This is a genomic window from Blastomonas fulva (genome assembly GCF_003431825.1).
GTDB lineage: Bacteria > Pseudomonadota > Alphaproteobacteria > Sphingomonadales > Sphingomonadaceae > Blastomonas > Blastomonas fulva.
Map to the genome: position 1 here is coordinate 575,994 of NZ_CP020083.1, position 13,007 is coordinate 589,000.

11 protein-coding genes are annotated in these 13,007 nt (G+C 63.9%); 6 read left to right on the plus strand and 5 right to left on the minus strand.

Annotated features, from left to right (window positions below):
• The first annotated feature begins 22 nt into the window (after window positions 1-22).
• The 3 genes from B5J99_RS02790 to B5J99_RS02800 all read left to right on the plus strand — a co-directional run bounded on the left by B5J99_RS02790 (window position 23) and on the right by B5J99_RS02800 (window position 4,223).
• Window positions 23-2,050, plus strand: a complete 2,028-nt coding sequence (locus B5J99_RS02790) for a putative bifunctional diguanylate cyclase/phosphodiesterase (RefSeq protein WP_245991723.1) — start codon at window positions 23-25, stop codon at window positions 2,048-2,050.
• Between the two features lie 131 nt (window positions 2,051-2,181).
• Complete coding sequence (hemN, locus tag B5J99_RS02795) at window positions 2,182-3,525, plus strand: oxygen-independent coproporphyrinogen III oxidase (RefSeq protein ID WP_117351404.1); 1,344 nt, start codon at window positions 2,182-2,184, stop codon at window positions 3,523-3,525.
• 65 nt (window positions 3,526-3,590) lie between these two features.
• A complete protein-coding gene (locus B5J99_RS02800; protein ID WP_117351405.1) occupies window positions 3,591-4,223 on the plus strand; it encodes an isochorismatase family protein in 633 nt (210 codons plus the stop codon).
• A gap of 99 nt (window positions 4,224-4,322) precedes the next feature.
• Here B5J99_RS02800 and B5J99_RS02805 read toward each other — a convergent pair whose 3' ends face one another.
• The 5 genes from B5J99_RS02805 to B5J99_RS02825 are packed head-to-tail and all read right to left on the minus strand — an operon-like array spanning window position 4,323 to window position 11,189.
• Window positions 4,323-5,534, minus strand: coding sequence for a CaiB/BaiF CoA transferase family protein (locus B5J99_RS02805; RefSeq protein WP_117351406.1), 1,212 nt, complete (start codon window positions 5,532-5,534; stop codon window positions 4,323-4,325).
• 12 nt (window positions 5,535-5,546) lie between these two features.
• Window positions 5,547-7,424 carry a hydantoinase B/oxoprolinase family protein gene (locus tag B5J99_RS02810; RefSeq protein WP_117351407.1) on the minus strand — a complete coding sequence of 626 codons (1,878 nt, stop codon included), beginning with the start codon at window positions 7,422-7,424 and terminating at the stop codon, window positions 5,547-5,549.
• Window positions 7,425-7,428: 4 nt separating this feature from the next.
• A complete protein-coding gene (locus B5J99_RS02815; RefSeq protein WP_117351408.1) occupies window positions 7,429-9,486 on the minus strand; it encodes a hydantoinase/oxoprolinase family protein in 2,058 nt (685 codons plus the stop codon).
• 57 nt (window positions 9,487-9,543) lie between these two features.
• Window positions 9,544-10,449, minus strand: coding sequence for a hydroxymethylglutaryl-CoA lyase (locus tag B5J99_RS02820; protein WP_054133963.1), 906 nt, complete (start codon window positions 10,447-10,449; stop codon window positions 9,544-9,546).
• A 53-nt stretch (window positions 10,450-10,502) separates the two neighbouring features.
• Window positions 10,503-11,189 (minus strand): GntR family transcriptional regulator, encoded by a 687-nt coding sequence (locus tag B5J99_RS02825; RefSeq protein ID WP_054133962.1) that lies wholly within the window; start codon window positions 11,187-11,189, stop codon window positions 10,503-10,505.
• Between the two features lie 179 nt (window positions 11,190-11,368).
• Between B5J99_RS02825 and B5J99_RS02830 the strand changes: the two genes are divergently transcribed.
• Genes B5J99_RS02830 through B5J99_RS02840 form a run of 3 tightly spaced genes read left to right on the plus strand, consistent with a single transcriptional unit; the run spans window position 11,369 to window position 12,950 of the window.
• A complete protein-coding gene (locus tag B5J99_RS02830; RefSeq protein WP_117351409.1) occupies window positions 11,369-12,121 on the plus strand; it encodes an aspartate/glutamate racemase family protein in 753 nt (250 codons plus the stop codon).
• A complete protein-coding gene (locus tag B5J99_RS02835) occupies window positions 12,121-12,552 on the plus strand; it encodes a nuclear transport factor 2 family protein (protein WP_069050760.1) in 432 nt (143 codons plus the stop codon). Before B5J99_RS02830 ends, B5J99_RS02835 begins: the two co-directional genes overlap by 1 nt.
• Window positions 12,552-12,950, plus strand: coding sequence for a nuclear transport factor 2 family protein (locus B5J99_RS02840; protein WP_054133959.1), 399 nt, complete (start codon window positions 12,552-12,554; stop codon window positions 12,948-12,950). The genes B5J99_RS02835 and B5J99_RS02840 overlap by 1 nt, the downstream gene beginning before the upstream one ends.
• Window positions 12,951-13,007 lie beyond the last annotated feature (57 nt).

A 13,007-nucleotide genomic window follows, 5' to 3' on the forward strand; every position in this document is an offset into this window, starting at 1 on the left:
ACTTTTGTAAGCAATTGCCCATATGGGCATGCCTGTTATGTCAGGCGTTGTGCAACTTTCAGCGGCAGTCAGGGCCAGAAAGGTCGTCCACGACCTGTTTGCACAGGAAACCGACGATGCCGAACTGGCGCGCGCGCAGTTCCTGTCGTTCTCCAAGCAGATGCCGTTATTGTATTTGATACTCGTTTGCAACGCAGGCGCGGTGATGGTGGCGTTCTTTCAGCCCGATCTGATTTTCAAGACCTTCGTTCTTCCGGCGAGCATCTGCGTGATCGCACTCGTGCGTGCCGCCTGGTGGTGGCGGCAGGATGGTGCGCAGCTGTTTTCCGATGCGGAAATCGCCAAGAGCAACCGGCGAACCTGCATGCTGGCGGTCGTGATGACGCTCGCTTTCGAGTTCTGGTGCATGTGGATCTACAGCAGCGGCGATGCCTATGCCCGCGGCCACCTCACCTTCTTCCTCGCCTTGACCCAGGTCAGCACGGTGTTCTGCCTGATGACCATGCGGGCTGCAGCGATGCGCGTCGCGGCATCGAGCACATTGTGCTTCGTCATCTTCTTCAGCGTGGTCGATGACAGCAGAATGCTGGTCGAGGCCGTGGTGCTGGGCTGCGTCGGGCTGGGGATGATGATCGTCACCCACCGCTACAATCTCGATTTCTCGAAGCTGATCCGGTCTCAGCGCGATCTGCGCAACCGCCAGGCCGAAACCGAAAAGCTCAGCGACGAGAACCGCCGGATTGCGCTCACCGATGCGCTCAGCGGCCTGCCGAACCGCCGCCAGCTGCTGGTCAATCTCGATCGCATCGATGACCAGACGGTCGATGCACTGGACAATCTGGCCGTTCTGTTCATCGATCTGGATGGCTTCAAGGACATCAACGACACCCATGGCCACCAGGCCGGTGACAGCCTGATCCGCAGCCTTTCCGTGCGCATCCGCGAGATCTGCCCACCGCATTCGATGCTCGCGCGGGTTGGCGGTGACGAATTCGTGGTGCTGATCGAGACACCACAGGCAGCCTCGGTCGCGGCATCGATGGCAGAGCGCATCAGCAACGAAATCGCGCTTCCCGTCCTGGTCGACCGGCACGTTCTGCAGGTCGGCGCGAGTATCGGGATCGCCACCAATGCCAACGGCGCGTGCACCTCGCACGAGCTGCTGCGGCGCGCCGATACCGCGATGTATCACGTCAAGACCGGTAAGAAGGGCAAGATCGCGGTCTATGACGCCGCGCTGGACCGCGGCCGCCTGCGCCGGATGGAAATCGAGGCGGAAATCGGCACGGGGCTCGACAAAGGCGAGTTCGACGTTTTCTACCAGCCGGTCATCGATGCGCATTCCGGGCAGATCGTGGCGACAGAGGCGCTGATCCGCTGGCCGCGGCGCGCAGCCGGCGTGCTGGTGCCGCAGCAGTTCATCGAGATCGCCGAAGCCACCGGACAGATCCATCCGCTGGGCATGTTCGTGCTGGAGCGCGCCTGCAGGGACGTGGGGCCGCTGGGCGATCTCAGCCTGAGCGTGAATGTATCGCCCGCGCAGTTTCGCGACCCCGGCTTCCTGCGCCAGGTCGCGCATGTGCTGGAACAGACCCGCTTTCCTGCAGGGCGGCTGCAGCTGGAAATCACCGAGGGCTATCTGCTGTCCCAGCCCGAAACGGCGATCCGCACGATCCGGTCGTTCAAGGCCATGGGCTTGTCGATCGCGCTCGACGACTTCGGTACCGGGTTCACCAGCATCCATTATCTGCGCACCTACGGCTTCAGTCATGTGAAGATCGACAAGTCGCTGCTCGTCGATCTCGGCCCCGGCAGCAAAGCATCCTTCCTGGTTGCAGGCGCAATCAACCTGGCGCGCGGGCTGGATATGGAAGTCACCGCCGAAGGTGTCGAAACCCATGAACAGGCAGCTTTGCTCCGCGCGGCGGGTTGCGACAGGCTGCAGGGCTTCCTGTTCGGGCGGCCCATGCCGATCGCCGATCTCAGGGCCATGTGCGCGCAGGGCACGGGCGATCTGCGTCAGGGGCCCCCGGCACTTCGGGCGCTCTGATCACGGCGCCAGACAAGCACCGACCAGCGCGGCGCGAGGTCATCATGCAGATTTCGACGCCCCGTTGCGGCTTCCGCCAATTTTGACCCGCATCAAAGACCGGCATCGTCCGATGGCATAAACCATGCCTCATGTGGACCTTTCACCCCGATCTGCTCGCCCGGCCCGTGCCGCGGTATACCAGCTACCCGACGGCGGCGGATTTTGTCGATGAGGTGGGGGCGGAGCAATATGCAGGTGCGCTTGCCGGAATGGCGTCGGCGACCCCGCTGTCGCTGTATGTCCACATCCCCTATTGCGACCAGATCTGCTGGTATTGCGGGTGCAACACGGGAGCTGCCAACCGCAAGCACCGGCTGACAGACTATCTCACCGCACTGCGCGCCGAGATCGCGATGGTCGCCAAGCGGCTGGGCGGACGTGGGCGCGTTCAGCATATCGCCTTTGGCGGGGGCAGCCCCAACGCGATCACTCCTGTCGATTTCGTGCGCCTGCTCGACCGGATCATGACCGTGTTCGATTGCAGCGACCCGGAGATATCGATCGAGGTCGATCCGCGCACCTTCACGCTGGAATGGGCGCGTGTGCTGGCCTCGTCGCAGGTCAGCCGGGTGAGCATGGGAGTGCAGACCTTCTCGCCGAGGATCCAGGCGGCAATCGGCAGAGTGCAGCCGCTCGAGCATATCGAACAGGCGGTGATGAGCTTGCGGATGCGCGGCATCGATTCGATCAATTTCGATCTGATGTACGGCCTACCCGGCCAGACGCTCGACGATCTCGACGGCACGCTGGAACAGACCATCCGCCTCGCCCCCAGCCGTATCGCGCTGTTCGGCTATGCACATCTTCCCACCATGATCCCGCGGCAGAAGCGGATCGATGCGAGCAACCTGCCCGATGACCGGCAGCGTTTCGAACAGGCCGCGTTCGGCTACCTGCGGCTGCGCGATGCTGGCTATGTCCCGGTCGGGTTCGATCATTTCGCGCTGCCATCGGATCCGCTGGCGGTCGCCGCACTGGAGAACCGCGTGAACCGCAATTTCCAGGGGTTCACCCATGACGGCGCATCGACGCTGCTGGGCTTCGGGGCGAGCGCGATCAGCATCCTGCCCGGGCTGATCGTGCAGAACGAGAAGAACGCCGGACCCTATCGCGCGCTGGTCGGCGCAGGCCAGCTGCCCGCCTCGCGCGGGGTCGCGCCCGATGCGCAGGACAGCGCCCGGTCCGCGATCATCAACGCCATCTTGTGCCGGGGCCGCGTGCGTCTGGCCGATGACCTGCTCCCTCCTGCCCGCGCCGCTCTTGCCGAGTTCGAACGGCGCGGGCTCCTTTTCTGGGATGCCGACATGCTCGTGCTCAACCCCGGATCAGAACCCTATGCCCGCGTGATCGCGGCGCAGTTCGACGGCTATCGCGGTGCGATTCATCCGCGTGGCGGACCTGTCAGCTTGCATTCCGCCGCGCCTGCCTGTTGAGGTTATACAGGCAGCGCGGGCGCGAATCGCGCGCGCCTGCCTGAACCAACCGGGGGAGCCGAGCCATGACGACATCCGAGGCGCAGTCCAATTATGCTGGCGTGTTCGGCAACCGCATCGGCTTTGGCCAGCGGCCGGCCTTGCTGCTGATCGATTTCGTCCAGGCCTATTTCGACCGCGATTGCGTGCTCTATGCCGATGTCGAGGATGCGCTGGCCAGCGCCATCCGGGTGCGCGACGCCGCACGGTCGGCGGGGATTCCGGTCATCTACACCAACGTCGTCTATCATCCGAGCCTGCTGGATGGCGGGCGCTTCATGCAGAAGACGCCGCTGCTCAAGGTGTTCGTGGAGGGCTCGCCGATGGGGGCCTGGCCCAAGGGGCTCGAACCCAGCGCCGACGAGTTCGTGATCTCCAAGCAATATCCCAGCGCGTTCTTCGGCACCTCGCTGGCAGCGACGCTGACCGCGATGGGTGTGGACAGCGTGATCCTGACCGGGCTTTCCACCAGCGGCTGCGTGCGCGCGACCTGCGTCGACACCTCCAGCCACGGCTTCATCCCGATCGTTGTCGCCGATGCCTGTGGTGATCGTCACCAGGCCCCGCATGAGGCCAACCTGTTCGACATGAACGCCAAATATGCCGATGTCGTCAGCGAAGCCGAGGTGCTGGAGCATCTGGCAGGGCTGAAGGGCTAGCGCTTCACCATTTCAGTCGTCACCCCCGCGAACCCGGGGGTCCCGCTTCCTTGCCAAGTCTGCGCAAAAGCGGGATTCCCGCGTTCGCGGGAATGACGGTTACACCGCGCCTGCAGCCTTCAACTCGGCAATCGCGGCCTCGTCCAGCCCCAGTAGGTCCCCATAGACCTGCGCGTTGTGCTCGCCGATGCTCTGCGGCGCGAGGGTGCGGATGCTGCCGGGCGTGTCGGAGAGCTTGGGGAAGCTGTTCTGCATCGCGAACTTGCCCCACCGCGGGCTGTCCACTTCGACCAGCGCATCGCGCGCCTTGAAATGCTCGTCCTGCAACATGTCCGCCGCGCCATAGATCTTGCCTGCGGGGACACTGTATTCGATCATCAGCGCCTCGACCTGCGCCACGGTCAGCGTCCTGGTCCAAGCCTCGATCAGCTCGTCGAGCTCGGTCTGCCGCTCGCCGCGCGCCAGATGCGTGGCATAGCGGGGATCGGTGGCAAGTTCGGGCCGCCCCATCGCGGCGCACAACCGTGCGAACACCGCATCCTGGTTGGCGCCGATCAGATATTCGCCATCGCTGCACTGATAGACGTTGCTGGGCGCGACGCCTTCCAGGATCGATCCGGTCCGCTGGCGAACATGGCCACCGACCATATATTCGGGCACCAGGCTTTCCATCACCTGTAGCACCGCCTCATAAAGCGCGCTGTCGACGACCTGGCCCTTGCCGGTGCGCTCGCGCGCATGCAGCGCGGCAAGCGCGCCCATGCAGCCATAGGTCGCAGCCAGGCTGTCGCCGATCGAAACCCCCATGCGGCTGGGCGGACGATCGGGATCGCCAACGATAGCGCGCCAGCCGCCCATCGCCTCGCCGATGCCGCCAAAGCCCGCGCGCGACGAATACGGCCCGGTCTGGCCATAGCCCGAAACGCGCACGATGATCAGCCGCGGGTTGATCGCATGCAGTGCGTCAGGCCCCAGACCCCATTTCTCGATCGTGCCGGGCTTGAAGTTCTCGATCAGGATATCGGCCTGCGCGGCCAGCTTGCGCACGATCTCCTGGCCTGCCGGAATGCGCAGGTTGGCGCTCACCGATTTCTTGTTGCGGGCGACGACCTCCCACCACAATTTGTGCTCGCCATGGCCCCAGGCACGCATCGGATCGCCGCCGACCTTTCCGCCTTCGGCTGGAGGTTCGACCTTGATCACTTCTGCGCCCATGTCGCCCAGCAGCTGGCCGCAGAACGGTCCCGCGATCAGCTGCCCCAGTTCGATGACACGGATGCCCGCCAGAGCCCCCCGGTTTTCTTCGCTCATCGAATGTGTCCCTTATTCTGCGGCGATGGCGTGATGAGCCCAGCGCGGCTGGATCGGCGCGGGAAGCCCGGTTTCGGCAAGGCAGTTGGCGCGAAGCTGCTCGATGCTCGGGCCATAATCGAACAGCGGCAGGTCGGGCCGTTCGCTGCGCATCTGGGTGCGCAGGGCTTCGGTCGCCGCCGCATCGAGCACGCCATCGGCATCGGCGATGACGCCATAGGCCTTGGCGCCTTCCGATGTGACCAGACCCTGGCGGATTTCCTTGGCCACCAGCTCGGCTGCGCGCTCGAGCGGATCGCCCCAGCCGCCGCCGCCCCAGGTGATGAAGTGGAGGACGTCGCCCGCCTCGATCGCCAGATCCTCGACCTTGTTGCCGACGATGCTCTGCGTGCCATCGGGCTTTTCGAGGATCTTGCGCGCCCTTGCCCCCGGCTTGCCGCCGTTGACTCCCCAAGGCGGAACGAACCAGCGGTCGTCATGGATCGCGATGACGCCCGGCTCGAGGAAGCGATAGGTCATGATGATGCCGTTGCCGCCGCGGTGCAGGCCTGCACCGCCGCTGTCGGGCACGGTTTCATAGCGTTCGATGACCAGCGGGAAGTACCGCTCGAGGAACTCGTTGGGCACGTTGGTGAAGCCCGGCCACAGCGAATGGCCATCGGGCCCATCGCCCATCGGCCGCCCCGGAATCCCGCCAAAGCCGATCTGGAACAGCTGGAACCACTCGCCTTGTCTGTCGGTGCCCGCATAGAACAGATGCGGCGACGACGAGAAGCCGGCGGCGTTGAGGAACTCGGGGGTCTTCTGGCCGAGCAACCCGCCCAGGATATCGAAGATGCGGCCCAGCGCATGGGTGCGGCCCGAGAGCGCGGCAGGGTAGCGCGGCTTGAGCAGCGATCCTTCGGGAATGCGCACCTCGATCAGATCGTAGAACCCGTCGTTGAACAGGATCTGCGGATCGAAGACCATGATCATGTAGATGCCGAAGAACATCTTGAACATGTTCTCGTTGAGCAGGAAGTTGATCGAAGCCTGGCTCTGCGGATCGGTGCCGTCGAAATCGAGGATGACCTTGTCGCCGTCGCGCCACATCGTGCATTTGAGCTTGTACGGCCCATAGCCCATGCCGTCGTCGCAGATATAGTCCTCGAAGCTCACCGGCTCCTCGCTGATCGCCTGGGACAGCAGGATCTTCATCGCGCGGTGGTTGCGCGCCAGCAGCTCCTGCGTCGCCGAGACATAAGTGTCGACGCCGAAGCGCTCGCTCATCTCGATGACGCGGCGCGCGGCGACGCGGCACGAGGCGATCAGTGCGTTGAGGTCCGCCGCGCACCACGCAGGCGTTCGGCTCTGATGCAGCACGAGCTTGACGAGGTCCTCGTTGTAAACGTCCTTCTTCCAGATCTTGACCGGGGGAATGCGCACGCCTTCCTGGAAGATGTTGGTTGCATCGATCGGCATCGATCCGGGCACCTTGCCGCCGATGTCGCTCTGATGGCCGAACATCGCGGTATAAGCCAGCAGACGGCCGTCCTTGAACACCGGCAGCAGTACCAGCCAGTCGTTGCAATGGCTGATCGCGCCGCCGACCGAATAGGGGTCCGACAGGAAGATCATGTCGCCATCCTCGAGCGTGCCGTCATAGCCCTCGAGAAATCCACCGATGAAGCTGCCGAACTGGCCGACAATCATGCGGCCAAGATGGTCGGCGATCAGCGGAAAGGCATCGCCCTGCTCGCGAATGCCGGGTGACATCGCGGTGCGCACCAGGGTCGCGTCCATCTCGATGCGCGCGTTGCGCAGCGCGTTCTCGATGATGTCGAGGCTGACCGGATCGATGGTCTTGGTTTCGAACGGGGTGTCGTTGGTCTGGATGATCGTTGCGGGCATGGGTTCAGTTCCCCGTCTTGAGGGTGATGAGGATATTGCCGACCGCATCGACCGTGCCGGTGCAGTCCGCTTCGATCAGCGTGGTCGAATCCATCTCGATGACGATCGCAGGCCCGGGGATCACGTCGCCTGCCAGCAGCTTCGACCGATCGTAGATGACAGCGGGCATCATTGCGCCGTTCATCCACAGTTCGTGGTCGCGCAGCTTGGCCGCGGACGGGTCGCCGTTGCCCTGCGGCAGCGTCGCGGCGGGCAGGTCGAGCGCCTGCCCCATCGCGACCGCGCGCAGGTTCACGATCTCGTGCTCGCTATCCATGTTGAAGGTGAACAGCCGGTGGTGTTCCTCGTCGAAGCGCCCGGTGAGCCATTCGACGCCGTGGGTGTGCAGGTCGTCGCGGGTGACCGCCATCGGCACCTCGAATGCTTGCCCGGCATAGCGCACATCGACCTCGAAGGTGATCGTGACGTCCTCTTTCGCGACGCCTTCGGAGACCAATTCGTCGCCGATCTGGGTCGCCATCTCGTCGAGGATGCCGCCCAGTTCCTCCAGCGTCGTCTGCGATGCCAGCCGCGAGAAGCTGCGCGCGGTTTCGGTGCGCATCCGCGTGGTCGCATCGCCCAGCGCGCACAGCACACCGGGGCTGACGGGAGAGACCGCAGGCCAGCTTCCCATCAGCCGGGCAACCGCGTTGACATGCAGCGGGCCCGCGCCGCCAAATCCCATCAGCGCGAAATCGCGCGGGTCATATCCCTGCTGCACCGAAATCATGCGCAGCGCGCCGAACATGTTCTCGTTGACGATATCGATGATGCCGCGCGCCGCGGCATACAGATCGATCTTGAGCGCATCGGCGATGGTCTGCACCGCCTTTTTCGCGCCCTCGCGGTCGAGCTTGAAGGTCCCGCCGAGCAGCGCCTCGGGCAGATAGCCCAGCACGACATTGGCGTCTGTCACGGTGGGCAGCTCGCCGCCCTTGCCATAGGCCACCGGCCCTGGCACCGCGCCTGCCGATTGCGGGCCGACACGCAGCGCGCCGGTCAATTCAGGCACATAGGCGATCGATCCGCCGCCCGCGCCCACGGTCTTGACGTCCAGCGCCGAGGCACGGACCGAAAGATGCCCAACCTCGGTGGTGCGTACGCGGCGTGCCTCGAGGTTCTCGATCAGCGCGACATCGGTCGAGGTGCCGCCGACATCCAATGTCAGGATGTTGCGGATCCCGGCGTTCTTTCCGACCCAGATCGCCCCGGTAACGCCGCCTGCAGGACCCGACATCAGCAGCGACACGGGATGCTCTTCGGACTTTTCCGACGACATCAGCCCGCCGTCGGAGCGCAGCAGCGCCAATTTGCCCGCCATCCCCGAGTCGCGCAGGCGGCTGCGCAGGTTGCGGACATAACGGCCCACCACCGGGCGCACCGCAGCGTTGGCGACGGTGGTCAGCGTGCGTTCGTATTCCTGCATTTCGGGCAGCACGATATGGCTGAGCGAAATCGGCACGTCGGGCATGATCTCGGCAGCGAGCTCGGCGACGCGGCGTTCGTGCGCGCCGTTCAGATACGCGTTCATCAGGCTGACGGTCAGCGCCTCGACGCCTTGGCGCTTCAGCGTCTCGAGCGCCGCGCGGATATCGGCATCGTCGGTGGCACGCACCTCTTCGCCTTGCGCCGACATGCGGCCCTTGACCTCGACCGTATCCTCGAGCGCGGCTAGCGGCGTCGGCTTGGGCCACACGATCCAGCCGGCAAGGCCTCCGGGGACGAAGCTCCGCGCGATCTGCATCACCTGGCGGTAACCCTCGGTAACGATCAGGCCGACGCGCGCGCCCTTGCCCTCAAGCACCGCGTTGGTCGCGACCGTCGTTCCATGGAGGAATATCTCGACATCGGCGGGCGTGATCCCCGCGCTGCCGCAGATCGCCTGCACGCCGACAAGAATGCCTTCCGAACTGTCATGCGGGGTGGAAGGAGTCTTGTGCCGCCAGAAGGCACCTGTTTGTTCGTCGAACAGCAGCAGATCGGTAAAAGTCCCGCCGACATCGACGCCCAGCCTGTAACTCATTCCTTCACCCCTTGGCTTGCCGGGCTATCGCGCCGCGGCAGGTTGATGTGTTGCCCGTCAGGCTGCGGCCCGTGCCACCAGCGACGGGAGTTCGCGTCCCAATACCTCTGCCATGCAGCGGTTGGCGGCGATCACCGCGTCCAGATCCATGCCGTGTTCGATCCCCGATTGCTGCGCGAGATAGATCAGGTCCTCGGTGGCGATGTTGCCGGTGGCCTTGGGCGCGAACGGGCAGCCGCCCAGCCCGCCCAGGCTGGCATCGAGCGTGGTCACGCCCGCCTGGATCGCCGCCCAGGCATTGGCGATGCCGGTGCCGCGCGTGTTGTGGAAATGCGCGCGCAACCGCACATCGGTCGGCACGAACTCGCGCAACCGGCCATACAGATCGGTCACCTGTGCAGGCACGCCGACGCCGATTGTGTCCGCCAGCGCGATCTCCGCAGGCCCTGCCTCGAGAACGGCTTTTGCGATATCGACGATGCGCTGCGGCGGCACGTCGCCTTCGAACGGACAGCCGAACGCCGCGGAAATCGTCACCTGCGCGACCAGCCCTTCGGCCTTGGCAAAGCGGATCATCTCGCTGGCTTCGGCGATCCCCTCGGCGACGGTCTGCCCCTGGTTCTTCTGGCCAAAGGTGTCGGTGGCGACGATGACGCAGCCGATCTCGTCGACGCCGCGGCGTCCGCCCTCGCGGGTGGCCAACGCGCGCAGCACGCCGCGCTTGTTGAGCGTGAGGCCGATGTACGAAACATCGTCGCGGTCGGGGAGCCCGGCGATGACGGCTTCGGCGTCCGCCATCTGCGGCACGCGCTGCGGATGAACGAAGCTTGCAACCTCGAGCCGCCGCACACCGGCATCGATCATCGCGCCGACCATCGCCAGCTTGTCAGCCGTCGATACGATGTCGGGCTCGTTCTGCAGGCCGTCCCGTGGGCCGACTTCAACGATCTGAATGTGTCTCATCGTGGAGTTTGTATACAAAATGATTTTTCCCGTCCAGCCACGTTAGTTGGCGTTCAGTCGTTTGCGCGCTGCTGCTGCTCTTTTCTCCGCAGGGCGGTTATGCTGAAGGCATGGAAGGCGCGGCGGATGTGGCTGGTCATCACCGCGCGCGCCCAGTGTGAATCGCGCGCGATGAAGGCCGCGATCAGTTCGCGGTGGTCGCGCGCCGACTGCAGCAGCTCCCCTACCCGGTATTGCTTGGCGGTGCGGCTGACCACAGGCTGCTCGATCAGCATCGGCAGCATCGCGCTTAACCGGGGCGACCGCGCCGCCTCGAGGATGATGTCGTGAAAGGCGCGGTTGTGCGCCAGAAACGCCGCCACATCGGGGGGATTTGCTGAAACCGCCTCATCCAGCAGATCCGAAATCCGGGCGATCTCTTCCAGCTGCCGCGCGGTGATGTTGCGCGCTGCGCGACTGGCGGCATGCCCCTCCAGCATGCCGCGCAGCACGAACATCTCGTCGATGTCGTCGGCCGACCAGTCGGCGACGAACAGCCGCTTGGAATCGCTGCGCACGATCAACAACTCGTTCTCAAGCCTGCGCACCGCCTCGCGCACCGGGGTGCGCGACACGCCCGAGATTCGCGCCAGCTGCTCCTCGGTCAGCTGCTCGCCAGGCTCTGCATGTCCGGACAGAACGAACTGGCGAATCTTGTCATAGGCAATATCGGAAGCGCGCGGTGACGCAGCTTTTTCCATTGTTTTCAATCCCATCCCTTTGCCCGGCGTTCGTCAGGGTCCCTCGCCGGGCTGTTGCCACTTTGCATCATGCGGGCTTCAACTGAATTTGCCTATTGACGATAGACATTTGTATACAATAGCGTCAACCTGTAATGGATCGATGAGGGGGTGCTCACGATCCGGGAAGAGGGGTTTGCATGCCGGACGATTGCCGAATCAAAGTCATCGTTCCCATCCCCATGGATGCTGCAGGCGTAGCCTCGCGCGCGGCGCAGCTTCCTGCCGATTTAGTCCGCCCCGGCTTCACCCCCGAGTTCGTCGCGGTGCCCTGGGGCGCGGCGTTGGGCGACAGCTATCACGACATGCTGCTGATGGACTGGACCGTGTTCCAGAGCGGGATCACCGCCGAGGAAGAGGGCTATTCCGGCGTGTTGATCGATACGGTGAGCGATTCGGGGCTGCGCGCGCTACGCTCGCGGCTGACCATCCCGGTGATCGGCCCGGGCGAAGCAGCCTTTGCCGCCGCAATGATGCTGGGCAAGAAGTTCACCGTGCTCACCATGTGGCCCGAATGGTTTCCGCTCTACCAGAAGACGCTGACCGAATACGGCCTGTGGGACCGCGTCGCCTCGCTGCGATCGATCAACACACGTCCCGATGTCACCGAACTGCTCGCGGGCAAGGAAGAGGTGATCTTCGACAAATTGAAGGCAGAGGCGACCCGCGCGATGGAGGAGGACGGCGCAGATGTCATCGTGCTGGGCTCCACCACCATGCACCAGTCGGCGGCGTTCCTTGCGGCAAATCTGCCGATCCCGGTGATCAACCCCGGCCAGATCGCGTGGAAGTTCCTCGAAAGCCTGATCGAATGCGGGCTGACGCACAGCAAAAAGGCGTTTCCGATGCCGGAAGTGCCCAAGGATGCAGACATAAGGAAGGGTTGGTTCTGATGGCAGACTGGTCACCCGGATGCGGAGGCCAAGCGCCTTTGCCGTATCCGTTTTACATCGACATCGTCACCAAGCGCTATTTCGACGGTGTCGACAACAAGAACATGGACCAGGTGCTCAACTGCTTTGCACCCGATGCCACGCTGACCGAAGTCACCTCGAACACCGTGCACCAGGGTCGCGAAGCGATCCGCGCGATGTTCATCAAGCTTTTCGCCGATTTCGAGCAGATCTGGCACGGCAATTTCGTGCATGTCGCCGACCCCGTATCGAATGCTGTGTGCTCGCAGTTCACCGTGCTGATCACGCCCAATGGCGGTGAGCAGCTCCGCTACGAGAACTGCAACCGCTTCTACCTCGAGGACCGGCTGTTCAAGGATGTGTATGTCTACATGAGCGGCGACAATCTGCTGAAAGAAGGGGACGCCTGATGCAATATGCACCCACACTCAGCCGTGACGAGCTGATCACCTTCGCCACGCAGACCTATTTTGCCAGCGTCGATGCTAAGGACATGGCCGCCACGCTTGCCTGTTTCCATGACGAGGCGCTGTTCACCGTCCAGACCAGCTTTACCACCCACGCCGGCAAGGCCGAGATCGAGCGGATGTTCGTCGATTTCTTCGGCGCATGGGAAACGATCGTCCACCGCGACTTCACCTGCACCGTCGATGAGACCAACGGGCGGATAGCCGCGAGTTTCATCGCCGATCTGACCGCCGCCGATGGCAGCGTGACCAGCCTTACCAACACCAATTTCTGGCGCCTGCGCGACGGCAGGTTCCAGGAAGTCCATGTTTATATGAGCGGAGCCAATGTGCTGGTCTGACGACCACATTTGAACAGCCGCCAAAACAGCATCCGGTTCGGGGGAACCAAAGCACTT

Bases quoted from the DNA above. Each gene is read 5' to 3' on its own strand.
- B5J99_RS02820 (WP_054133963.1), bottom strand. From the start codon at position 10,449: ATGAGACACATTCAGATCGTTGAAGTCGGCCCACGGGACGGCCTGCAG.
- B5J99_RS02805 (WP_117351406.1), bottom strand. From the start codon at position 5,534: ATGAGCGAAGAAAACCGGGGGGCTCTGGCGGGCATCCGTGTCATCGAA.
- B5J99_RS02815 (WP_117351408.1), bottom strand. From the start codon at position 9,486: ATGAGTTACAGGCTGGGCGTCGATGTCGGCGGGACTTTTACCGATCTG.
- B5J99_RS02825 (WP_054133962.1), bottom strand. From the start codon at position 11,189: ATGGAAAAAGCTGCGTCACCGCGCGCTTCCGATATTGCCTATGACAAG.
- B5J99_RS02790 (WP_245991723.1), top strand. From the start codon at position 23: ATGGGCATGCCTGTTATGTCAGGCGTTGTGCAACTTTCAGCGGCAGTC.
- B5J99_RS02800 (WP_117351405.1), top strand. From the start codon at position 3,591: ATGACGACATCCGAGGCGCAGTCCAATTATGCTGGCGTGTTCGGCAAC.
- B5J99_RS02830 (WP_117351409.1), top strand. From the start codon at position 11,369: ATGCCGGACGATTGCCGAATCAAAGTCATCGTTCCCATCCCCATGGAT.
- B5J99_RS02840 (WP_054133959.1), top strand. From the start codon at position 12,552: ATGCAATATGCACCCACACTCAGCCGTGACGAGCTGATCACCTTCGCC.
- hemN (WP_117351404.1), top strand. From the start codon at position 2,182: ATGTGGACCTTTCACCCCGATCTGCTCGCCCGGCCCGTGCCGCGGTAT.
- B5J99_RS02810 (WP_117351407.1), bottom strand. From the start codon at position 7,424: ATGCCCGCAACGATCATCCAGACCAACGACACCCCGTTCGAAACCAAG.
- B5J99_RS02835 (WP_069050760.1), top strand. From the start codon at position 12,121: ATGGCAGACTGGTCACCCGGATGCGGAGGCCAAGCGCCTTTGCCGTAT.